Source organism: Elusimicrobiaceae bacterium, assembly GCA_017528825.1.
Lineage (GTDB): Bacteria > Elusimicrobiota > Elusimicrobia > Elusimicrobiales > Elusimicrobiaceae > Avelusimicrobium.
Genome location: JAFXOI010000041.1, coordinates 80,408 through 104,569 on the forward strand (window position 1 = coordinate 80,408; position 24,162 = coordinate 104,569).

At 45.9% G+C, this 24,162-nt stretch carries 12 protein-coding genes and 2 rRNA genes; 2 read left to right on the forward strand and 12 right to left on the reverse strand.

Annotated features, from left to right (window positions below):
* Positions 1 to 7 precede the first annotated feature (7 nt).
* Complete coding sequence (locus IKN49_07535; protein ID MBR3632886.1) at positions 8 to 538, forward strand: prepilin-type N-terminal cleavage/methylation domain-containing protein; 531 nt, start codon at positions 8 to 10, stop codon at positions 536 to 538.
* 337 nt (positions 539 to 875) lie between these two features.
* Positions 876 to 1,397 carry a hypothetical protein gene (locus IKN49_07540; protein ID MBR3632887.1) on the forward strand — a complete coding sequence of 174 codons (522 nt, stop codon included), beginning with the start codon at positions 876 to 878 and terminating at the stop codon, positions 1,395 to 1,397.
* 131 nt (positions 1,398 to 1,528) lie between these two features.
* Here IKN49_07540 and fusA read toward each other — a convergent pair whose 3' ends face one another.
* The 12 genes from fusA to IKN49_07600 all read right to left on the reverse strand — a co-directional run.
* Entirely contained in the window at positions 1,529 to 3,628 is a 2,100-nt protein-coding gene (gene fusA / locus IKN49_07545; protein MBR3632888.1) for an elongation factor G, read from the reverse strand.
* A gap of 14 nt (positions 3,629 to 3,642) precedes the next feature.
* Positions 3,643 to 4,122, reverse strand: a complete 480-nt coding sequence (rpsG, locus tag IKN49_07550) for a 30S ribosomal protein S7 (GenBank protein ID MBR3632889.1) — start codon at positions 4,120 to 4,122, stop codon at positions 3,643 to 3,645.
* A gap of 15 nt (positions 4,123 to 4,137) precedes the next feature.
* Entirely contained in the window at positions 4,138 to 4,518 is a 381-nt protein-coding gene (gene rpsL, locus IKN49_07555; protein ID MBR3632890.1) for a 30S ribosomal protein S12, read from the reverse strand.
* A 2-nt stretch (positions 4,519 to 4,520) separates the two neighbouring features.
* Positions 4,521 to 8,699 (reverse strand): DNA-directed RNA polymerase subunit beta', encoded by a 4,179-nt coding sequence (rpoC, locus tag IKN49_07560; GenBank protein ID MBR3632891.1) that lies wholly within the window; start codon positions 8,697 to 8,699, stop codon positions 4,521 to 4,523.
* 18 nt (positions 8,700 to 8,717) lie between these two features.
* A complete protein-coding gene (gene rpoB / locus IKN49_07565; protein ID MBR3632892.1) occupies positions 8,718 to 12,545 on the reverse strand; it encodes a DNA-directed RNA polymerase subunit beta in 3,828 nt (1,275 codons plus the stop codon).
* Positions 12,546 to 12,693: 148 nt separating this feature from the next.
* Positions 12,694 to 13,080 carry a 50S ribosomal protein L7/L12 gene (gene rplL, locus IKN49_07570; GenBank protein MBR3632893.1) on the reverse strand — a complete coding sequence of 129 codons (387 nt, stop codon included), beginning with the start codon at positions 13,078 to 13,080 and terminating at the stop codon, positions 12,694 to 12,696.
* Between the two features lie 151 nt (positions 13,081 to 13,231).
* A complete protein-coding gene (locus IKN49_07575) occupies positions 13,232 to 13,753 on the reverse strand; it encodes a 50S ribosomal protein L10 (GenBank protein ID MBR3632894.1) in 522 nt (173 codons plus the stop codon).
* 319 nt (positions 13,754 to 14,072) lie between these two features.
* On the reverse strand, positions 14,073 to 14,537 hold the full coding sequence (locus IKN49_07580) for an OmpA family protein (protein ID MBR3632895.1): 465 nt from the start codon (positions 14,535 to 14,537) through the stop codon (positions 14,073 to 14,075).
* 23 nt (positions 14,538 to 14,560) lie between these two features.
* Positions 14,561 to 15,046, reverse strand: coding sequence for an OmpA family protein (locus IKN49_07585; protein MBR3632896.1), 486 nt, complete (start codon positions 15,044 to 15,046; stop codon positions 14,561 to 14,563).
* A 16-nt stretch (positions 15,047 to 15,062) separates the two neighbouring features.
* Positions 15,063 to 23,048, reverse strand: coding sequence for a hypothetical protein (locus IKN49_07590; GenBank protein MBR3632897.1), 7,986 nt, complete (start codon positions 23,046 to 23,048; stop codon positions 15,063 to 15,065).
* A 643-nt stretch (positions 23,049 to 23,691) separates the two neighbouring features.
* A 5S ribosomal RNA gene (rrf, locus tag IKN49_07595) occupies positions 23,692 to 23,810 on the reverse strand.
* 209 nt (positions 23,811 to 24,019) lie between these two features.
* A 23S ribosomal RNA gene (locus IKN49_07600) occupies positions 24,020 to 24,162 on the reverse strand; the annotation flags it as partial.

Genomic DNA, 24,162 nt, shown 5'->3' on the forward strand with positions numbered 1-24,162 from the left:
TAAGATGATAAAAAAGGGGTTCACACTTATTGAACTGTTGGTAGTGGTCATAATTATTGGTATCTTGGCCGCCATTGCTTTGTCGCAATATGAAAAAGCGGTAGAAAAAAGCAAAACGGGCCAAGCGGTTGTTATGCTTAAATCTCTTTATCAGGCCGCTATAGAATATCAAATGGCCAACGGTACATGGCCCTCTTTCTTTTCCGATTTATCTGTATCTCCGCCATGGACCGGCAAAACGAATTGGTATGAATCCTCACTCACCAAAGACGTTTTATCCAACAAGGATTGGTCTTTACAATTAACCACTAATCCCCCTTCTCATACGGGAATCAATATCGGCCGGTTAAACGGAACATATAAAGGGGGCGGTTTTGCAATCTGGTTTCAACACGATAATAATCATATTCCACGCGAGACACTACTTTGCGCAGAAAAGAAAGCAGATATTACCGTGGCGGGAGATTTTTGCCAAATGCTTATGCAAAGCGGTGATTTAATATATGACGGAAGCGTATTACGCCTATACGATTTTTAGATAAGTAAATATGGCGATTTGGAAAAACAGTTGTATAAGTAAATTCAAAATTTGTTATACTAAAAAGTAGTAAAGAAGTATTACAATTTGATCTGTTTTTGGAACCGTATGTAGAATACGGATAGCTGGCAGAAATCTGCCGGCATAATGACGCTCCAAAAGCAGTCGTTTTAGGCACTGCACGTCCGAGCTGATCCCTCGGAAGTGTGGTGCCGAGTGTTTGCTATCATCATCGAATGATAGCAAACCACGGCTGTTGTATTTTGGGTTAGCGTCATTAGCTCAAGTACAACAGCCGTTTTTGTTGTCTTGGGCTCGAAAAAATAAGGAGAAGAAGATGAAGAAAATAATGCCAGTTCTTTTAATGGCGGTCTTATTAACCGGATGCAGTACTTTCAACCGGCATACTGGCAAAGAAGCCATAAAACTCTCTCACGACAGTATTGCTGCGTATCCTATGCAAGCTGATATGCAAGTGTTGCAACCCATCAAGGGTGTTGCTGTTTGTGAAAGCTGGGTAGGCGGCCTCTATACCAAAAAGCCCGCTAGCCAAAATTTCGGAGCCAGTTTACAAGTCAGCAAAGGAAATATAGCGTGGGATGAATGCACCCGGGGGGCTATTTATGATGCTTTAAGCAAAAACAAAGCGGAATATATCGTAGCTCCAACATACAATACCACTAAAAAACGTGATTTATGTTTGCTGGGTATCTGCTTGCACAAAACCTATACTGTAGAAGTAACTGGATATAAAGCAGTTATCAAGGATTTCCAACCGATGGATAAAGAATTAGTCAAAAGTATGTATGGACGTCCTGTCTCTATAACTAGTACACATGTGACTTGGTCACAATTCTAAGTTACATATTCTCCTAAAAACTACCCTATTTAGGAGAAAAAAGCCTCTGTATTGTTTAAGAGACTTTTTAAAGACACAGAACCCCGCTCGAACGAGCGGGGTTTTGTAAATTACAACTGTAGAAGCTGTTATTAGGCAGCTTTGGCGGCGGTTCTCTTTTCTACGATTGCCTTAGCCACATTGCCCGGTACTTCAGCATAGTGGCTCGGTTCCATCGTGAAAGAGGCACGGCCTTGAGATAGAGAGCGTACATTGGTAGCGTAACCGAACATTTCGGCCAACGGTACTTCCGCTTTTACGTAGCGGACGTTTCCGCGTACACCCATCTCGCCGATTTGACCGCGGCGGGAGCTCAAGTCCCCGATGATGTCGCCCAAGTTGGCTTCCGGAGCAACAACTTCTACTTTCATAATCGGCTCCAAGATAATCGGGTTGGCTTTTTTCGCGCCGTCTTTAAGTGCCATAGAAGCGGCAATCTTAAAGGCCATTTCGGAGGAGTCTACCTCGTGGAAGGATCCGTCGTACACCGCTACTTTAATATCCACTAAGGGGTAACCGGCCAAAGCACCGGAGTCCAGCGCTTCGCGGCAACCCTTTTCAATAGCCGGGATATATTCTTTCGGAATACGGCCTTGAGTGATTTCGTTGACGAATTCAAACCCTTTGCCTTTTTCCTGCGGTTCAAGCCTGAGCAGTACGTGACCATATTGACCACGTCCACCGGACTGACGTACGAACTTGGTTTCCTGTTGTACAGTTTTGGTAATCGTTTCGCGATAGGCCACTTGCGGGGCACCCACGTTGGCTTGCACGTTGAATTCGCGTTTCATGCGGTCCACGATGATGTCCAAGTGAAGTTCACCCATACCGGAAATAACGGTTTGACCCGTTTCTTCGTCGGTGCGGACGCGGAAGGTTTGGTCTTCTTCCGCCAAGCGTCCTAAAGCGATACCCATCTTTTCTTCGTCTTCTTTAGACTTCGGCTCTACGGCTACGGAGATAACCGGTTCCGGGAAGGTGATGCTTTCCAAGATAATCGGAGCGTCCGGAGAGCAGATGGTTTGACCGACTTGAGAGTTTTTAATAGCTACGGTAGCGGCAATTTCACCGGCACCGAGTTCTTTCACTTCTTCGCGTTTATCGGCCATCATACGCATCATACGGCCTACACGTTCGGTTGCGCGTTTGGCAGGGAACAAAATCGTATCGCCTGCTTTGAGCACACCGGAATAGATGCGGAAATAGCTGAGTTTACCGACGAAAGGATCGGTCTGGACTTTGAAGATGAGTCCGCAGAACGGTTCTTTGTTAGAAGCTTTGCGGGTGGTTTCTTCGCCATTGTCCGGGTTGGTTCCTTTTACAGGCGGGATATCTTCAGGAGAGGGAAGATAGAGGTTCACGCAGTCCAGCAGCGGCTGCACGCCTTTGTTTTTATAAGAAGAACCACACACCACCGGGAAGAATTTACCCGTCAGCGTGCCGGCACGAATGGCCTTGTTGATTTCATCTTCGGTAAAGTTGGTTTCGCCGTTCAAATAGCGTTCCATGATATTTTCGTCGAAATCGGCGAGTTTTTCAATCATTTCGGTACGATATTTTTCAGCGGTTTCTTTCAGGTCGGCCGGGATATCTACATAGTTAAAGGTAGCACCGTTATGGTCGCCATCCCAAATAATACCTTTCATTTTAACCAAATCTACCACGCCGACGAATTTATCTTCGGCTCCAATGGGGATTTGGATCGGGCAGGCATTACCACCCAATTTTTCTTTAATGGAGTTAGCGGAGCGGAAGAAATCAGCACCCGTGCGGTCCATTTTATTGATGTAAGCAATACGCGGTACATGGTATTTATCGGACTGACGCCACACCGTTTCGGATTGGGGTTCTACACCCTGTACACCGTCGAAACAGCAGATGGCACCATCGAGCACACGCAAAGAACGTTCCACTTCGGCCGTGAAGTCCACGTGTCCCGGAGTGTCAATAATGTTGAGCTGGCAGTCTTTCCACACACAGTAAATAGCGGCAGAAGTAATAGTAATACCTCTTTCGCGTTCCTGTTCCATCCAGTCGGTTACGGAAGCACCATCGTGCGTTTCGCCGATTTTGTGCACTTTGCCCGTGTAGTACAAAATGCGTTCAGATGTAGTGGTCTTACCGGCATCAATGTGAGCGATAATACCAATGTTACGAATTTTATTCAAAGGATAGGTTTTAAACTCAGCCATATCTTAGTCCCAGCTTACCATTTGAAATGGGCAAAAGCACGGTTGGCTTCGGCCATTTTGTGCACGTCTTCACGTTTCTTGAAAGCCGTGCCTTCTTTTTTGGAGCCCAAGATGATTTCTTCGGCGAGTTTTTCCGCCATCGGGCGGCCTTTGCGGCTTTGAGCGGCGCCGATTAACCAGCGCATCGCCAACGACGTGCTGCGCAAGGGCTTAACTTCGGTGGGCACTTGATACGTGGCACCGCCGACGCGGCGGGCTTTTACTTCCACCAAGGGGCGTACGTTTTCAATGCATTTATTGAAAACGGCTACACCGTCTTCTTTCGTTTTTTCGGCAATGATGTTAAGCGCATCATTTAAAATGCGTTCAGCGGTTGCTTTTTTTCCTTCAAAATTGAGTTTATTGACAAAGCGCGCCACTAACACGGAATTGTGTTTGAAATCCGGAGCCGGCTGCGGTCTTCTGTCACGGGGTCTTAAACCTTTTCTAGGCATATCTTATTTCTCCTCTTATTTTCCAGCTTTGGGTCTCTTCACACCATAGAGTGAACGACCTTGTTTTCTATTTTCCACACCGGACGCATCTAACGCGCCGCGGATAATGTGATAACGCACACCCGGCAAGTCTTTTACACGGCCACCGCGCACGAGCACGATAGAGTGTTCTTGCAGGTTGTGTCCCACACCTGGAATATAAGCGGTTACTTCGACTTTAGAAGTCAATTTTACACGGGCCACCTTGCGTAAAGCAGAGTTCGGCTTTTTCGGGGTGGTGGTATAAACACGGGTACACACACCGCGACGTTGCGGGCAAGCCTGCAAAGCCGGAGATTTCGTGCGATTATTTTCTTTCGTACGCCCGTATTTTACTAATTGATTTACTGTAGGCATTACTATTTCTCTCCTGTTTCTTTCTTTTCTTTGCGTTTTTGTTCAAATTCGTTGGTAATCTGTCTGGCCGAAATACCTGTACCGGCGGGGATCAGATGTCCTACGATTACGTTTTCTTTTAGGCCCTGTAAATTATCTACTTGGCCTGTGATAGCGGCGTCTGTCAGGACTTTTGTTGTTTCCTGGAAGCTGGCCGCTGAGATAAATGATTCAGATGCTAACGAAGCCTTACTGATACCTAACAGGATAATTTCAGCTTCTGCCAAACGTTTGCCGGCTTTTTTCATCTTCGCGTTTTCACGCAACCAGCTGGCGCGGCTGATAATTTCTCCTTTTAGGAAGTGGGTATCGCCCTCATCCAGAATTTTTACGTTCCCTAACATCTGCCGTACAATCACCTCAATATGTCGGTCGTTGATGGTTACGCCCTGCAGTCTGTACACTTCCTGGATGGCGTTTAATAGGAACTCTTGCGCTTCTTTTTCACCTTTGACACGCAGTACATCGTGCGGATCAATGGCTCCGTCGGTCAGCGCTTCTCCGACGCCCACATGGTCGCCTTCATAGACTACCAAGTGTTTTCCTTGCGGAATACTATAGGATTTTTCCTGATTCGTTTCCGCATTGCGAACTACAACTTCAATCAAACCTTTCGGCGAAGTTTCCAAGCTCACAATCCCTTCAAATTCAGAGATAATGGCCGGATTTTTGGGGCGTCTGGCCTCAAACAACTCCGCAATACGGGGCAAACCGCCCGTAATATCTTTGGTGCCGCCGGATTCACGGCCGATCTTGGCCAACACATCTCCGGCTTCTACTTCTTCACCGTTTTCTACCATCAAGATGGTATCAATCGGTAACGGCAAGCTGGTTTTACCGGCTTTGCTTTCAATGGTAATGCGCGGGTTTTTCTTGCCCATACGGCTGGCAATAATCTTACGTTCAATAACACCCGTCACTTTGTTGCGCTCTTCCTGCAAGGTAATACCTTCCGTAACGTCAGAAAGTTTCACCACGCCCTTGGCTTCCGCCAAGACGGGGATAGAGTGCGGGTCCCATTCGGCCAGTAAGTCGCCTTTATTTACAGTCGCTTTATCACTGGTATAAACAGTGGCACCATACTGAATCTTATATTCTTTTATTGTACCATTTCCGGCCTCTACAAAGATAGAGCCGTTGCGGGACAAACAAATTTTGTTGTCATACACATTGGTAATTACTTTCATGTCTTTGAAAGTGACTTTACCGGAAATTTCCGCTACTGCTTGAGAGCGAGACAATACACGGGAAGCCGTACCACCGATGTGGAACGTACGCAACGTCAGCTGCGTACCCGGTTCACCAATGGACTGGGCGGCAATAATACCCACTGCGTCGCCCGGATTGCTCATTGTGGACGTGGCCAACGATAAACCATAGCATTTGGCACACACACCATACGGGGCTTCACAAGTTAAAACAGAGCGAATACGTACGGACTCAACTCCATATTTTTTAACGAGTTTGCTTTGTTCCAACGTGATGACGTCGCCTTCTTTAATGATGGTTTTGTCTTCTTCCGTACCATCGGCTTTTTTCACTTTGACTACTACATTTTCCAGTGAAGTGCGGCCCAAGATACGTTCTTCAATGGGTTCTACCATTTCTTCGCCGCTCATCAAGGATTTCACCACAATACCGTTGTGAGTATGGCAGTCATCTTCCGTAATTACTACGTTATGCGCCACATCTACCAAACGGCGGGTTAAGTAACCGGCGTCGGCTGTTTTCAAAGCGGTATCAGACAAACCTTTACGACCACCGTGCGTAGAAATAAAGTACTCTAACACGGACAATCCTTCGCGGAAGTTAGCGGTAATAGGACTTTCAATAATTTCGCCCTGACCACCGGTCAACTTTTTCTGCGGTTTAGCCATCAGACCGCGCATACCGGCTAGCTGGCGTACCTGTTGGCGGCTACCGCGAGCACCGGAATCGGCCATCAAATATACAGAGTTAAAACGTTGGCCAAGTTTCGGATCGTATTTGCCGTCTTCAAATTTCTTCATTTCTTTGAAGAGTTCAGCACCCACATCATCCGTGATGCGGGTCCAAATATCGATCACTTTGTTATAACGTTCGCCTTCGGTAATAATACCGGCTTCGGCTTGGGCTTGAATGGATTTGACTTGCTTTTTGGCATCGTCAATATATTTCTGTTTGACAGACGGAATAGTCATGTCGGCCACAGAAATAGACAATCCAGACTGCGTAGCATAACCATAGCCGAGTTTCATGATTTTGTCCAAGAGTTGTACGGCTTCATAGCGGCCATACTTTTTGCTCTTGTAACATTCATCTACCAAGGCAGCCAATTCTTTCTTACCGATTGCTTTATTTACATACGGCCAACCGGTAGGCAAGATATTGTTAAAAATAATGCGTCCTACGGATGTATAGTCTTTCCACTTAGCTGCATTTTGTGCATCTTTCGGATCTAATCCTTCTTCAGCTAAAGCATTAATGCCGCGCACTTTAATTTTGGCATGCAAGGAAAGTTTGCCATATTCCAAAGCCACCAAGGCTTCTTCTTTGCTTCCGAAAATGGAACCTTCACCGATATCACCGTCTTTAATCTTGGTAATAAAGTTCACACCCAAGACCATATCGTGAGACGGAGAGGCAATAGGTTTACCGGAAGCGGGAGACAAAATGTTGTTGGACGCGAGCATCAAAGTGCGGGCTTCCATTTGCGCTTCCAAAGAGAGCGGTACGTGTACAGCCATCTGGTCACCGTCGAAGTCAGCGTTGAAAGCGGCACAAGTTAACGGGTGCAATTGAATGGCTTTACCTTCAATAAGTACCGGTTCAAAAGCCTGAATACCTAAGCGGTGCAATGTCGGAGCGCGGTTTAACAAGACCGGATGGTTTTTGGTTACTTTTTCCAAAATATCCCAAATTTCCGGACGGACACGCTCTAACATTTCCTTGGCGGATTTCAACGTCACGCCTTCTTTTTTCATCAGTTCGCCGATAATGAAGGGTTTGAATAGTTCCAAAGCCATGAGTTTCGGCAGACCGCACTGGTGAATTTTGAGGCTCGGCCCTACGACGATTACGGAACGACCGGAATAGTCCACACGTTTACCGAGCAAGTTCTGACGGAAACGACCGTGTTTTCCTTTAATGCTGTCAGACAAAGATTTTAACGGTCTTCCACCCGGACCAATAAATACTTTACCGCGAGCACCGTTTTCAATCAAGGCATCTACGGCTTCCTGCAGTAAGCGTTTTTCATTGAAAATCATTACTTCCGGAGCGCGCAAAGATTCAATGTGTTTCAAGCGGTTGTTGCGGTTGATAATGCGGCGATACAAATCGTTCAAATCAGACGCGGCAAAGCGACCACCGTCGAGCGGTACTAACGGGCGCAAATCCGGCGGAATGACCGGCAGGACGTTCAAAATCATCCATTCCGGGCGGTTACCGCTTTCTTTGAACTCTTCCATTGTTTTGACGCGGCGGATGAGTTTGCTGCGTTCCATTTCACTTTGCGTATTCTTTAATTGTTCGTGCAAAGCCGGAATTTCTTTATCAAAATCAATTCCTTCCAGTAAGGTACGAATGGCAGGTGCACCGATATCTACTTTAAGGCGGCTGCCGTGTTTTTTACGAGCTTCGCGCACTTGTGCATCATTGAGTAAAGTACCTTTCTTAAAATCCGTACGGCCGGTTACGCTGTCTACGCAGTCTTCAATGACTACATAAGAAGCATAATAGACCACGCGTTCCAAATCCGTCGTACGCATATCGAGTAAAATACCGATACGGCTCGGATTTTTGCGCAAGAACCACACATGCGCTACCGGCACAGCCAGTTCAATATGGCCCATGCGTTCGCGGCGCACTTTGGCTTCGGTAATTTCTACACCGCAGCGATCGCAGGTAATACCTTTGAATTTAATCCAGCGATACTTACCGCAGGCACATTCGTAGTCTTTGGTAGGCCCGAAAATACGTTCGCAGAACAGACCATCTCGCTCTGGTTTGAGCGTACGGTAATTGATAGTTTCGGGTTTTTTCACTTCCCCATAAGACCAGCTCATGATTTGTTCCGGGCTGGCAATCCCTAATTTAATCGCATCAAAATCAAAGAAGTTTAATTCTCCAAGTTTTTTGATCTTTTTCGTCGTCGTTTGCATGTTCAATTCTCCGAACGCTTATTTTGCGGCTTCTTCCGTTTCCGGTTCTGCGGCAGGCAGTTTGGCTGCGTTATTTTTCATCTTTTTAAGCAAGTCTACACTGAGTCCCAAGGCCTGTAATTCCTTAATTAATACTTTGAAGGATTCCGGCACTCCGGGTTGTGCAGGGGCATCACCCTTGACGATGGATTCGTACATTTTGGTGCGGCCGGCAAAGTCGTCGGACTTCACGGTTAAGAATTCTTGCAAGGTATACGTAGCTCCGTAACCTTCGATAGCCCACACTTCCATTTCCCCGAAGCGCTGACCACCGAATTGTGCTTTACCACCCAACGGCTGGCGGGTAATTAAGCTGTACGGACCTGTAGAACGGGCATGTACTTTGTCTTCCACCAAGTGAATCAGTTTGAGCATATACATGTAACCAATCGTCACTTTTTCTTCAAACGGAAGACCGGTGCGGCCGTCATACAAGGTAATCCGGCAATAATCATCGGGCAAGTATTTCTTGGCATACTCTTCCCGTTCTTTACCTTTCAAACCTTTATCGTCCAAGATTTTTTCTTTGGCCAGTCTTACCTGTTCTACTACTTCAGCTTCCGTCGGACCGTCAAAGACCGGGGTAGCTGCATTATAGTTCAAATGTTTGGCTGCCCAACCGAGCATGGTTTCTAACAACTGGCCGACGTTCATACGAGAAGGAATACCCAGCGGCGACAGCACTACATCAAGCGGCGTGCCGTCCGGCAGGTAAGGCATATCTTCTTCCGGCAAGATGCGGGCGACCACCCCTTTGTTTCCGTGGCGGCCGGACATCTTATCACCCACATGTAATTTACGTTTAGAAGCGATGTAGACTTTGACTGATTTATTCACGGTCACAGCCAATTCGTCGCCTTGTTTGGAAAATTCAATTTCGCGCTCGAAGTGTTCCACTGCTTTTTTCTCTAAGAGTTTATACAAGGAGTTCAAGCGAGAAGTTTCTTTCTTTAAGGCGTCGGCACCTTTGATAGAGGCCTTAGCATTATCTAATGCGCGTTTACGTTGTTCAGCTAACAACTGTAAAGCCTCGTCTCTTTCTGTTTCCAACGCTTTCAAGCGAGCTTTTTCTTCGGCTTTCGTCAATTTCTCTTTGCGCACAAAAACGCGGGTACCGATTACTTTGCCGCTGGTGCCGGGAGGCACGCGCAACGAAGCATCTACCACGTCATCTGCTTTTTTACCGAAGATTACTTTTAACAATCTCTCTTCCGGAGTAAGTTGTTGTTCCCCTTTCGGAGTTACTTTACCTACTAAGATATCTCCCGGTTCTACTACGGTAGCCGGCATCACGATACCGTCATTGTCTAAGTGAGACAAGGCATCGGCACCGATATTGGGAATATCGCGGGTGATTTCTTCGGCTCCGAGTTTAGTATTGCGGGCATCTACGTTAAATTCGTGCAAGTGAACAGAAGTAAATACATCATCGCGCACCAAACGGCTGGACACCAAGATAGCGTCTTCGTAGTTATACCCTTCCCAGCACATAAAACCTACGAGCATGTTGCGGCCCAAAGCCAAACAACCGTTGTCCATAGACGGGCCATCTGCTAATACTTGGCCTTTTTTAATGCTCTCACCGGCAAAAACGACCGGGCGCTGATTGATACAGGTATCTGCGTTAGAACGTTTATATTTCAAAAGTTCATAGACATCGGTAGAACCGTCATTGGCTTCTACCACAATGCGAGAACCGTCGGCAAATTGTACTTTACCGGCGCGTTTGGCAATTACAGCCGTACCGGAGTCATGAGCTACTTCGTGTTCAATACCGGTGCCCACAAACGGAGCTTCCGTAACGAGTAAAGGTACACCCTGACGTTGCATGTTACAACCCATCAAAGCACGGTTTGCATCATCATGCTCTAAGAACGGGATCAAAGCAGCAGATACGCTGATTACTTGCAACGGAGATACATCCATGTAATCTACGTTCTTGGGAGCTACCAACGGATAATCGGCACGGACACGACACGCAACGGCCTCATCCATAATTTTGCCGTTTTTATCTAAGCGCGTATTGGCCTGAGCGACTAGCTTATCGTCTTCCGCATCGGCGGTTAACGATTCTACTTTATCCGTCACTTTTCCGTTTTCTACTTTGCGGTACGGAGTTTCAATCAATCCATATTTATTAACTTTTGAGTAACAAGCTAAAGAGGTAATCAACCCGATGTTCGGACCTTCCGGCGTTTCAATCGGACAGACACGACCGTAGTGCGTATAGTGTACGTCGCGCACTTCGAATCCGGCGCGTTTTCTATTCAAACCGCCCGGTCCCAAGGCAGACAGACGGCGTTTGTGCGTCAGCTCGCCTAACGGGTTAATTTGGTCCATGAATTGAGACAATTGAGAAGTACCAAAGAATTTGCGTACAATGGCTTGTACCGGTTGAGCATTGACCAAAGCACGCGGCGTAAAGGACGTGAGCTCACGGTTCATGCGGTCACGGGCGGTTTTGGCCATTTGAGACAAACCAATACGAATTTGGTTTTCCAAAAGTTCGCCGATACCGCGCACACGGCGGTTACCCAAGTGATCAATATCATCTACTTTGAAAGTAAAATCATTGCCATACATCTTTTGAGCATCTTCGCCGGCGTTCAACGCCAACAAGTATTTAACGGTAACAATCACATCTTCCGGCGCCAAGGTGCGGCGGCGGTCAGACGGAGTGGTGAACTTCTTGAATTTTAAGTTGCCTAATTGCTCAAACATGCGGGCAAATTTTTTGTTGATTTTGTAGCGGCCCACAAAGCTCAAGTCATAGCGGCGGATATTGTCAAATACTAAATTATCCAAATAATGTTCGGCTTGTTCTTTGACTACGAAATCCTGTCCGCGCATTTTCTTATAAATTTCTTCTTGGGCAGCCGCAGCAGTGCGAATAGAATCTTTGCGGTGTTCCAAGGTGGCCAAGATACCGGGATCTTCCTGACGGGGTTTACCGGCAATGACCTTAATGGTTTTCACTTTCTTTTCCACTAACGTTTGGAACAATTTATCATCCACGGGGATGGTGGCTTTTTCATCCAAGTTCCAAATTACTTCACCCGTAGTCGGGTCATAAATATCGTCAGCGGCGTAGCGGCCGATTACATTGTCAATTTCGGACGGTTTAATAGCTACGTCTTCGCATTTGTAGAAAGTTTGAATAATTTGCGCATTGGTTTCCAGTCCGCAAGCACGTAAGAAAGTAGAAGCCAACACTTTTTTCTTGCGGTCAATACGTACCCACAAGGCGTTCATCAAATCGAAGGAAAATTCTACCCAAGCACCGCGGTAGGGTATGATGCGTGCTACATACAATTTCTTACCCAGCGTAGATTGTTTTTTCTCTTCGTCTTCTTCGAAAATAATACCGGGGGAGCGGTGCATCTGGCTGACCACCACACGTTCAGCTCCGTTAAATACAAAGCAACCGGCATCGGTCATCAAGGGCAAATCACACAAAGTGACGTCTTGATCAGACGCTTCTTTCATTTTGCCGTTTTTGCCTTTTACATACAAGCGCAACATCGCTTTGAGCGGAGCGGAGTATGTGCTGTCGCGCACGGCCGCTTCTGCCGGAGTGGCATAGCGCGGAGCGCCTAATTCATATTTCAAAAATTCCAGACGCATGCTGCCATCGGGAGCTTCCACGGGGAAAACATCTTCGAAAGCGGCTTGCAAGCCTTTGAGTTCCCGTTTGGAAGGAGCGACGTCCTCTTGCAAAAAATCCACAAAGGATTGTTTCTGCATAGCCAGCAAATCGGGAAGCGGTAATTTAGAAGAAATCTTGCCAAAATTTTTCTGTTGTATCATTGCGTTTATTCCTGCCTTGGTTTCAGCCAAATAAATTTATTTTTGTGCACGCATAGTACAAAAATAAATTCACTGGCTTGGCTTCAAAAGAAGCGGGTTACAGCGCAAATCCCTAGCCCCAAAAGGGGCTAGGGAAATAGGTTGTTGACTATTTGAGTTCGACGGTGCCGCCGGCTTCGGTCAATTTCTTTTTGAGTTCTTCGGCTTCAGCTTTGGCAACGTTTTCTTTTACTGCTTTGGGGGCGCCTTCCACTAAGTCTTTAGCTTCTTTCAAGCCCAAACCAGTGATTTCGCGCACTACTTTAATGACACCGATTTTCTTGGCGGCATCTACAGCAGTCAACATTACATTGAATTCATCTTTTTCTTCGGCAGCGGCAGCACCGGCAGCAGCAGGAGCAGCAGCAACGGCTACAGCAGGAGCAGCAGCCTTTACACCGAATTTTTCTTCAATCGCTTTCACGAGTTCGGACAATTCCAAAACGGTGAGTTCGGCGATTGCATTTACTAATTCATCTTTGGTCATTTTAGCCATTTTATTTTTTCCTTTTATTTCTAGAGTAGCGGCCTTCTGCTTAACCGAGTTAAGCCCGTACCTTTATCCCTTTCGGGGCTACTACCGCTCTTTGGCGGGTTTGGATCATGCCGCGTTTAGTTGGCCCAAGGGCCAACCGAACGCTGACGCGTTATTTTTGCTTATCTTCCAAAGCTTTAATAACGTAGGCAAAATCCCGGATCGGAGCTTGGAGCACTTGAGCCGATTGGGCAACTGCGTTGTACAACGCACCGGCCAATTTGGACAAGTTTTCTTCTTTGCTACCAATGGTAGCTAATTGTTTTACTTGTGCCTCATCGTACCATACGCCGTCGGAATAGCAGGCTCTAAGCTTCAAAGCCGCTTGCGTCTTTTGAAAATCAACGAGTGCTTTGGCTACGGCAGCTACATCGCCGCCAATGGCCACAGCGGTCGGCCCTTGGAAGAGCTTTGCATCGGCTCCTTCAATTTTGGCCTGGCGCATAGCGTGGTCTAAGATCGTGTTGCGTTCCACGCGGAATTTAGCTCCGGTGGGGGCAAGTTTCGTTCTTAAATCGGCCATGTCCACAAACTTCAAGCCTTGATAGGCCGTGAAGAAAATGGTACCGCCATTCGTGATTTCAGTAGACAAGTCTTGCGACTTTTGTTTTTTCTGTTCTTTCGTCAGGTTCATTTTATTGCCTGTTTTTAAACGTCTGTTTTACCGTCTGATTTCTCGTCTGAAAAGTATTTTTTAGGCGAGAAAACGACAGCCATAGATACCTCATCCGCCGTTCTCCGACGAAGGTATCATGGTTGACGTTCAAATCTGATTACTACTATTGATATTTTATCAATAAAAGCAGCCAACTTGCAAATCATTTTGCAGTGTCTTATCCGCTGCTTCTGTTTATATTATAACAAAATTTTCTGTAATTATACAACAAATATTCATCAAATTAAAAAGACTCCTCAAGTTTTCACTTAAGGAGTCTTTAAATCTATTTTCCTACTTATTTTTCGCTATCTTTGATAAGTATGACATCTACGCGGCGGTTTTGAGCACGGCCTTCTCTGGTATCGTTAGAGGCAATAGGCTCATGATACCCTTTCCCCTCCGTACGAACGGTATTGGGGTAATGCTGTTGCTCAAGAATCTGCTCCATAGAGCGAGCCCGCGCCACAGACAATCTGTCATTATATTCTTCCGGTCCTATATTGTCCGTATGGCCCTCTATCAAAATGACAGTTTCGGGGTGAGCTTTAATATCTTTGTCTAGCGCTGCCATCTTTTCTCGATTCACTTGGGCTACTTTACTGTCAAACTCAAAGTTGGCTACTTCAGGAAAAGAATAACGAACAATCACCGGATCCTGTGGTTCCGCTACTTTTTCTGTTGCAGTTTCTTGAACTCCTTTATGGCAAACGAAACATCCTGCCACCAACACGGAACTTAACAATACCAAGAGTTTTTTCATTTTCCTTTCCCTAATAGTAAGATTTATTTACCTTCTTTCACGAGTAGCACATCTACGCGACGGTTTTTGGCACGGCCTTCTTCCGTCTCGTTGGTGGCAATCGGAGCACTATATCCGGCACCATAAACACGAATTTGGTTCGGATAGCCTTGTTGTTCGATTACAGCCGCCACAGCATGTGCTCGTTCCAAAGATAAATTTTTATTATATTCTTCGGATCCGACATTGTCCGTATGGCCTTCCACCAAAATCACGGCTTCGGGGTGGGCTTTAATGTCTTGATCCAAGTCTGCCATTTTGTCCATATCCGCTTGGGCTACTTTGCTATCAAATTCAAAGTTAGCCAGCTCTGGGAAAGAATGGCGCGTAATAATATCTTCTTCTTCTACTGCCACCTGTTGCTCTACAATCTTCGGAGCTTCTTTTTCAACTTCTTTGTCCGCTCCTCTGTGGCAGACAAAACAGCCTGCCACAAGAACGGAGCTTAACAGTACAAAAAGTTTTTTCATGCGCTTCTCTCCTGCCTTACCAGGTATACGCTACACCCAAGTTGCCGTAGCAGTTGGTGGATTTGTTGTTGAGGCCCAAGTCCACGTTACCGAACAGGCTCCAATTGTTGTTGAGTGCGTAGTTCAAGCCCACTTGGCCGCTGAAATAGGTTCTTCCCAGTTCAGCACTGATGATGTCCATGCGGGTACCCGGCAAATCCAGAGACATATGCAACTTAGCATAGTCATTACCGATGAACTGTTTGACAGCCACAGAGGTGTACCAACCCAGTCTGTTCTTCACTTTACCGTCAAACTTGACACCTAAGCGAGCTTGCGAGTTGAATTGGTTTTTGCTTTCTACATGCAAGTTCAAGGAATCAGCACCGGTTTCGGTGAAGGATTGTTGATAAGCATAGCTATTCAACACACCCACGAACGGCTTAATATTCACCCAATCCGTGACGGCCCAGTTATAAGAACCTTCCAAGTCTAAGGCCAAGTTCCAGCCTTTGTAGTGTGCGTGAGCGGTGCGGCCCATGAAAGCAATAGATCTGTCGCCTTCATAAGATTGATAGCCGCCGGACAAGGTTCCTTTGAATACCCAGTCTCCGGGTCTCCAACCGGCATACACACCCAAGGTGGTATCTTCGACGTCTAAGTTGCCGCCGTGTTGGCGCAAGTCATTCTTGCCAAAGCCGGTGTATACACCGAGCAGCACATCTTCAGAGGAGCGGTCGTAGCCTACTAAGACACCGGACATATCGTTGGTAAAGCGCGGTGAATTTTCATCAGCGTACACTTTATCGTGTTGATTGTAATACTCTACCCACACATTGTCATGGCAGGTGGGGCAATTGCCAGCAGACGGATTGCGTTTAGCAATTCTGTCATACACATGGGCAGTCTTGGCATTGAACAAGGTCGTCAAAGCACCGTTCGCATACAAGACACCATGGATGTCATTCAAAGCAGACTTCAAGGTAGAACCCGGATTAATTAATGTTACGTTCTGCGGGTTCAAGCCGCCCAATTCTTCTAATTGTAATAAGGCGTTGGTAATATCGCCACCGAATCCGGTAGATACTCTATCCATTGCAGTCGCTGCTTCTTTTTGGTTGCGGGACAAGTCTGCCGCAGCCGGAACGCTACCGTGTTCATAGTCAGTTGCTTTACGTTTAGCAACTAAGGCTACTTTGGTCGGATCGCTGTAATCTACTTCTACATCGATACGGCTGGCATCGTAATCGGTGATCGTACCGTCATAGGTAAATTCACCGGATACCGCACCGGATTCAATAATGTCAAAGCGTTTCCATTCAAAGTAACGTCCATTTTCGTTGGAAACGGTCAAGTTGGCACCGCTATTGATATTGGTGTTTCCGGTTACAACTAATTTATCGCTGGCCGGAGTTTCGTTAATTTCAATAGCCGTGGTGCTACCGTTGGCTAAGTTCAAGTCACCGGTGATGGTCAAGGTGTCAATGCTGTTGCCCGGAGCGATTGTAGCACCGGATTCTACATTGACGGTACCGGTAATGTTACCGTTACCTTGCAACTTGGCACCACTCTTAATATTCATTGTGGTGGCGGTTAAAGCGCGGTTCGCGGCAAACGTACCGGCCATAATATCTGCTTGAGCAGCGCTGAAAGCATTGCTTTGAACATTCAATTTAGCACTACCATTTTGTATGAAATTACCTAAGGTGTTGATTTCATTCAAATCAGCATCTGTGGTATCGTTAAATTCAACTATCGTACCGGCCGCGCCGTTGACAACATTATTAATGTTGCCGGTGTTGCCGATTAACTTACCTTCATCTACATAGGTATCACCCTCGTAGGTGTTGGAAGCCATCGCAAAAGTCATCGTCCCTGCGCCTTCTTTATGGAAGTCAGCAGCGGAGTCAATCGTACCTTGTAAGGTCAAGTCGTTGGCATTGATGACTTTAATATCATCGGCGGTGGTGGCACCGAGTAAGTTGCTGGTCAAGGTGCCTGCATTGCCTACGGCTAAGTAACCGTTGTCGGCGAATGTGACATCCCCTGTACCGATATTTTCTTGACCGGCTACTAATAAACCGGCCGCATTACCAATTAAGGTACCGCCTTCATAATTGTTCTGAGCAGTTAAGATGGTATCGGCAGTGACTTGTACATCACCCGTACCATTAATCTTGCTGCTTCCGGTAGAAGCGGCGTTAAAGGCTAAGGTACCGCTATTGTTAATTTCGTTGGTTGCCACTAAGTTTTCGGCTGCACCGGTAATAGTGGAACCTTCGGCGTTGGTAATGTTGGTTTGGTCAATCAAGTGAGCAAGCGTTAAGTCCGCCGTAACGTTCGTGTCACCTGTACCGCTAATCGTATTTTGAGTAGTACCACCGGCCAAGTTGACTGTACCAGCGTTGCTTACAGCAGCGTTCAAATAATCAGCTTGGGAGTTAATGGTACCGGTTGCGGCGTTATCAATCTTGTTGGTAGCGGTAATAGTAGCACTGTTGTCAATTACACCGCTGTTGGTTACCAACGTAGCATTAATAGCACCGCTGTTTTCAAAGTTGGCACTGTTGGTGATACTGTCTTGCGTAATGGCTTGATCATTGATCAAATCACCATTGATATACATATCACCCGTACCGGTAATCGTATCGTACACCACACCACCGGCTACGTTTAAAGTACCGTCGTTGGCAACTGTACCTGCCAAGTTATCGGCAGTAGAGTTAAGGGTACCGCCGACTTCATTGGTAATACCATCGGTGGCGGAAATAACGGCTTCGTTATTTACGGTACCGGTTTTGTTGGTGAAGGTTTTTGCTGTAATATCAGCATTGTTAGTCAAAGTGCCGTCTGTATTGACAACATCTTTTTGCGTAATAGCGGCATTGTTGACTACGTCGTTTTTAAAGTTGGTGGTACCGGTTGCATTGGTAATGACGTTTTCGTTGGTACCGCCGGTTAAGTTCAATTCATTAGAGTTATCAATACCGTTGGCAAAGGCGAGCAAGTCCGCATCAGAGGTGAACTTCCCGTCATTGTCCAAGGAGGTTTGTTCAATATTACCTTGGTTGGTAATGACACCTGCCGCATCTACCTGTATATTACCTGTACCACTAATATCGTTGAGGTTGATGCCTTCACCTTGCAAGATCAATTTGCCGGTGCTGGCAATACCGTTCACAGTTGTCACATCATCAATGTCTTCAATGGTGAACTCACCTAAAGTGGCAATGTTAATGGTATCTTGGTTAATGGTTTTGCCGGTAGCATGAGCGTGTGTTACATCTCCGGTTACATTCAAGGTACCGGTGGTGCCTTGAATCTTATTGGTGTTGGTACCGGATTGCATTTCCAAGACACCTGCGTTATCGATGGCAGTGTTCAAGGTGACGTCATCCATATCGGTTGCCACAAAGGTAGCACCGTTGGCAATCGTCATTTTTTCCTGAGTCACTACTTCCGTATTGGTCGTAGAACCTTGGATATACAAGTTACCTGTACCGGTAATTTTGTTGTCGTTATCACCATCGGTAATGTAATAATCACCGTTGTTGGTAATATCACCATCTACGCCGGTTCCATCTGTAATGAAAGATGCATTCGCAACGTTGGTTACATCACCGGTAATTAAACCGGCATTATTGGTAAATACACCGCTGTTGGTAACATCGGCCAAGATATGAGCACCGTCGTTGGTAAAGTCACCATTGGCGGTTACCTTTAAGCCACCGTCTTGGTCAATGATAGCTTTATTGATTACTTCTCCGCTGACAGTTACAATGCCTGTACCGCTAATCGCGTTGGTGTTCGTACCGCCGGTTAATTCTAAACCGCTAGTCGTACTACTACCTACATTGTTGGTAATACCATTGGCAGAGGTCAGTAAGTCAGCATTCGTCTTTAAAGTACCGTTCGTAATGGTAATATTGTCTTGGCTGATAGAAGCGCTGTTGGTAATTGTTTTACCGGAATTGTTAATGGTTAAAGAACCGGTTCCGGTAATAACGTTACCGTTTGCTTCACCGCCGTTCCAGATTAAATCTCCGTCGTTGGCAACGGCCGCGCTGATGCTTTCGCTATTGCTGGTTAAAGAAGCATTGGAGGCAATGTTAACGAGGCTTTGTTCAATAGAAGCACCAGCTTGTACTTCGGTATCGCCCAAGATGTTTAAGGTACCCGTACCGGAAATTTTACCGTTGTGAGAACCGTCTTTGACGATATCAGCATCAACTAAGTCTGTGGTACCGCGGTTGTCCAATTTGGCAAGCACATCTGTGGCTGTACCATAGTGGGCACCGGTATTGACGGTAATTTCGCTTTCAATATCGGCCATGTTTTGTACGGTACCGTCAATATACACCATACCAGCACCGGAGATTGCATTTGAGTTATCCCCGCTGGTGAAGGAAATAGCATCGGTCGTGGCGGTCAATGTAATGCCGCCGGTAGTGGTCAAGGCATCGGCCGCGGTGGTCAATTTACCGCCGTTTACGGTAATGGTAGCTTGCTCAATGGTAGATTGGTTGCTCACATCACCGCCGATGGTCATAGAACCCGTTCCGCCAATGGCGTTGGTGTTGGTACCGCCGGTTAAGGTTAAACCGCTGGCCACATTGTTGGTAATACCATTAGCAGAGGCTAGCAAATCTGCATTGGAAGATAAGGCACCTGCTGTAATGGTAATATTGCTTTGGCTAATCGCCGCATTGTTGGCAATCGTACCGCCGGTGATATTTAATTTACCATCTCCGGTTACGGCGTTATTATTGGATGTACCGCCGTTCCAGGTCATGGTACCTTGGTTTTCAATCGCCGCGGTTACCGTGTTGGCAGAGGTAGTGAAATTGCCAGCATTGCCCACGACGACTTTGTCTTGTGTAATGGTACCGCTGTTGGAAGTAGTACCCAAGATATTCGTCGTACCGGTACCGGTAATGGCAATACCGTTATCGCCGTTTGTAATATTATAAGTACCACTGTTGGCTAAAGCACCGTTAATGTTGCCACCCAAAGAAGTTAAGGTGCCTGTATTGTTAATAGCCGCAGTAATCAAAGCATTGTTGGTTAAATTGGCGCTGTTGGTTACAGCATATTGGGTAATAGCGGCTTCGTTGGTAGCATCACCCGTAAAGTTGGTGGTACCCAATGCATTGGAGATTACGCTATTGTTGGTTCCACCGGTGACATTATAGATACCGGCGTTGGCAATCGCCCCACCCATTAAGTCTGCATTAGAGGTTAAAGTACCTGCACCGCTAATGCTCACATCTTGACCAATGTTGGCTTCGTTGGCCACCGTACCGTCGATTACGGTCGTACCGCCGCCGGTAATGGCATTGGTATTGGTGCCCGCGGTGAAGGTTAAACCTTCTGCCACATTATTGGTAATACCCGAGGTGGTGGCCAGTAAATCAGCCTTGCTGGCTAATTTACCGTTTCCGCTAATTTCAATAGCGCCTTGGGTAATCGTGTTAGTATTGATAATATCACTGTCGCCGGTGATTTCCAATTTACCGGTACCGGTGATAACATTTTGATTAGCCGTACCGGCGTTGAAAGTTAATGTACCGGCGTTGTCAATCGCAGCGATTACATTGCTAGAAGAGGTAGTTAACGAACCGGAAGTGGCAATATTCAAATAATTTTGTTGAATAGAACCATTGCCTGTGTTTTCAACATCACCTAAAATATTGGTGGTACCGGTTCCGTAAATAACATTAGCATTATCACCATCGGTAATATTATAAGTACCGGTGTTGGTAATCTGACCATTATTGGTAATGGTAATCAAGTCTGCCGCAGAGGTTAAAGTACCACTGTTGACTACATCAGTTGCAGTAATCGCAGCGTTGTTGGTTAAGTTAGCACTGTTGGTTACTGTAGTTTGGGCAATAGTGGCATTGTTTGTAGCATCACCGGTAAAGTTGGTAGTACCGTCGCCGGTAATAGCATTGGTAGCGGCTAAGGTACCGCCGGTAATGTTGAAGTCACCTGCGGTGTTAGCAATACCATTTGTAGCAGCAATCAAATCTGCATTGGTATTAAAGGTACCATTGTTGGTCAACACATTGGTCAAGGTAATATGACCGGTGTTGTCAAAAGTACCATTGTTGATTAAAGTTTTTTGAGCAATGGTGCCGCTGTTGGAAGAAATACCGGTACCGCTTGTTGTTATAGTACCTGCGCCGGCAATTTCATTGGTATTTTTAAAGTTGTCGGCAATTACAGCACCTTCGTTCGTAAATACACCGCTGTTGGTTACGGTGCCTTGTTCAATGATGGCACCTGCGGCGTTGGTTACATAGCCGGTCATATCTACGCGGCCGTCACCAGTAACTTTGCTGGTATTGGTCCCGCCGGTGTAATTAATGGTTCCGGCATTGACGATACCATCTGTGGTATCTGTAGCTTTGAAGTCATCGGCGTTGGTGGTTACCACTGCACCGTTAGCTACATTAATATTTTTTTGATTGATAGAACCGTTGTTGGTTAAATCTTTTTCAATATCTGTGACACCTGCACCCGTTACATTAACAGATAAAGTGCCTTTTTCATTTAAAATTAATTGTCCTGCGTTGGCTACATCACCGCCCAAGTTATCAGGGTCGGTGTACAACTTAGCAGTGTCCTCGTTGGTAATGGCAGCGAGCAAGAAACCGTTGTTGGTTAATGTGCCACCTGCTTTATTTAAGATAGAGGTTTGGGTAATGTCGGCATTGTTGGTTACGGTGTTAGAGAATACGGTAGCACCGGTGCCGTTCACTTCGTTAGAGTTGATACCGCCGGTTAAGTTCAATGTACCTTCGTTAAAGATTTCAGTAACGGTGGATAAAGTGTTGGCATTGGCGGTAAGGGTAGAATTGGAATTGACTTGAATGGTGTCTTGAGAAATCAAACCATTCGTTGCATCTACTACTACTTCTCCGGGGGCAACCACTTGGGTTAAACCATTATTGCCGGTGATGGCTACATCCAAAGTACCGGCTTGACTTAATCTAACAGTACCGGCATTGTCCACGGCTCCGTCCAAGTTGTCCGGATCGGTCACTAAGGAAGATCCGGCATCTACTGTGGTAGCCGCCGCGAGCAAACCAAAGTTATCCATGGTAGCATTGTTGGTGATGGTTAGGCTATCTTGTGTAATATCATACAGGTTGTTTAAGTCCGCCGTAATGGTGGTATCACCGGTACCGGTGATATCGCCTTGGAGAGTACCGCCGGCTAAATTAAGCGCGCCGTTATTGGCTATGTCACCAACTAAGTTTTCAGCAACAGAATTGATTGTACCTGCATTGGTAATAGCGGCTGTAATGTCGGCGCTGTTATCAAGGGTAACGCCGCTGTTAACGGTTACAGTTCCTTGGGTAATAGCATAGCCGTTGGTTAAGTTCGCCGTGATGGTGGTATTACTGTTGGTGCCACCGGTAATGGTGTTTCGCACCGTACCGCCGGCTAAGTTCAGTTGGCTATTGTTAGTAACTGCACCGTTTAAGTTATTGGCAGTAGAAGTTAATGTCCCTTCGTTGGTAATCGTAGTGGCAGTAATAAGAGCATTGTTGGTCAAAGTAGCACTATTGGAAACAGTGTTTTGGGTAATAGCATTGGCATTAGTAGTAGTGGTACCGCCAAAAACAAAATTACCGCCTCCTGTTATTGTACCGTTAGATAAGCTGCTTCCCGTATAAGTCATGGTACCGGCGTTGACGACGCTACCTGACAACGTGTTAGCTACGGTAAATTCAGTTACACCACCGCCGATATTAAACAGCGGGTTGGAAGTAGTCTGATTCAAGGAATAACCTGTGATGATATTCCCATTATAATTAACAGCAATTGTGCTATCCGCATCTAATGCTGTCGTTACATTGTAACTTTTTCCGGGGGTGATGGTTTGAATATATGTTCTCAAATCATCCCAGTCGGATACGTCCGTCGCGGCAAACACAAAACCGGTTTGCTGCATCATGAACGCACAAATCACTGTAACGGAAAGTATTTTTTTCATTACCTTCGTTAAGGACATTTAGTTGCTCTCCTTTATAATTTTTTGATTTTAATATGACACAGAACCCCAAACGAACGTTTGTGGTTCAAACTAACTGTTACATTTTATCAATATATTTGCGCGAAATGCAAGCATTTTTTTCTCGTCGATAAAAATGCTTTAAAAAGGCCTTGATGTTTTGTCAGAAAATATATTTTTTACAATTTCTCGTCGAGAAAATGCTTTTTTATATTATCCATCCATGCACGGTATAGTGGAGCACTCTTATGATTTTCAAATTTTTCTCTGCTCGTCATCCCGCAATGTCGTAATGCGGGGTATAATGTTGTTACGCTATACCCCGCACAAAAACTCTGCGGGGTGACAACAAAAGAAGCACACAAAGCAACTATAAATTCGTAACATAATTTCTGCCGTTCATCTATAAGCGGTATAGTAGAAGATTATATGATTTTTCAAAACCGCTTTTAGTTGGCGGGATTAGTTGCCCGTATAGGCGTGGCGGAGTCACGTCAAGGGCAAGAGACCGCCAAATAAACAGGTTTTGGAAAATTGTTTATCAGTAACACGCAAACGAGGGGTGGTATCTTTATGTACCACCCCTCGTGCGTGCTGACTAAAAATTGCATCAGTCGTTATAAAATGGAAAAGGCTTTAATGAGACCGACATCGATCTACTCTCTCAGCACCGAATTGGGTGCCAATACCATCGACCCTGATAAGCTTAACTGCCGTGTTCGGAATGGGAACGGGTGTTGCCTTATCGGAAATAATATCAGTCTCATTAAAGCCTTTTTGGTTAAAAGATCAAATCTGTTTACAAAGAAGTTATCATCGGACGGGAACAACAACTCCTTTGCAACCGGTTGGAATCCTTCTCGCTGCTTACTAGGCAGGTCATCAACTTACTTCCAACCCTTTTTTATATTATATCAAATAACTTTAGAAAAGCGCAAGTGTTTACACTTACCAGTCTAGGATTAAAGAATACGGCCAAGCCTCACGACCTATTAGTACAGATTAGCTGAACACATTACTGTGCTTACACACTCTGCCTATCAACCCGGTAGTCTTCCGGGGGTCTTCTGGGTAGTTAATCTACCAGGGAAACCTTATCTTGAGGCGGGTTTCA

Coding starts and splice junctions, on each gene's coding strand:
- IKN49_07540 (MBR3632887.1), top strand. CDS start 876: ATGAAGAAAATAATGCCAGTTCTTTTAATGGCGGTCTTATTAACCGGA.
- fusA (MBR3632888.1), bottom strand. CDS start 3,628: ATGGCTGAGTTTAAAACCTATCCTTTGAATAAAATTCGTAACATTGGT.
- rpsG (MBR3632889.1), bottom strand. CDS start 4,122: ATGCCTAGAAAAGGTTTAAGACCCCGTGACAGAAGACCGCAGCCGGCT.
- rpsL (MBR3632890.1), bottom strand. CDS start 4,518: ATGCCTACAGTAAATCAATTAGTAAAATACGGGCGTACGAAAGAAAAT.
- rpoC (MBR3632891.1), bottom strand. CDS start 8,699: ATGCAAACGACGACGAAAAAGATCAAAAAACTTGGAGAATTAAACTTC.
- rpoB (MBR3632892.1), bottom strand. CDS start 12,545: ATGATACAACAGAAAAATTTTGGCAAGATTTCTTCTAAATTACCGCTT.
- rplL (MBR3632893.1), bottom strand. CDS start 13,080: ATGGCTAAAATGACCAAAGATGAATTAGTAAATGCAATCGCCGAACTC.
- IKN49_07575 (MBR3632894.1), bottom strand. CDS start 13,753: ATGAACCTGACGAAAGAACAGAAAAAACAAAAGTCGCAAGACTTGTCT.
- IKN49_07580 (MBR3632895.1), bottom strand. CDS start 14,537: ATGAAAAAACTCTTGGTATTGTTAAGTTCCGTGTTGGTGGCAGGATGT.
- IKN49_07585 (MBR3632896.1), bottom strand. CDS start 15,046: ATGAAAAAACTTTTTGTACTGTTAAGCTCCGTTCTTGTGGCAGGCTGT.
- IKN49_07590 (MBR3632897.1), bottom strand. CDS start 23,048: ATGTCCTTAACGAAGGTAATGAAAAAAATACTTTCCGTTACAGTGATT.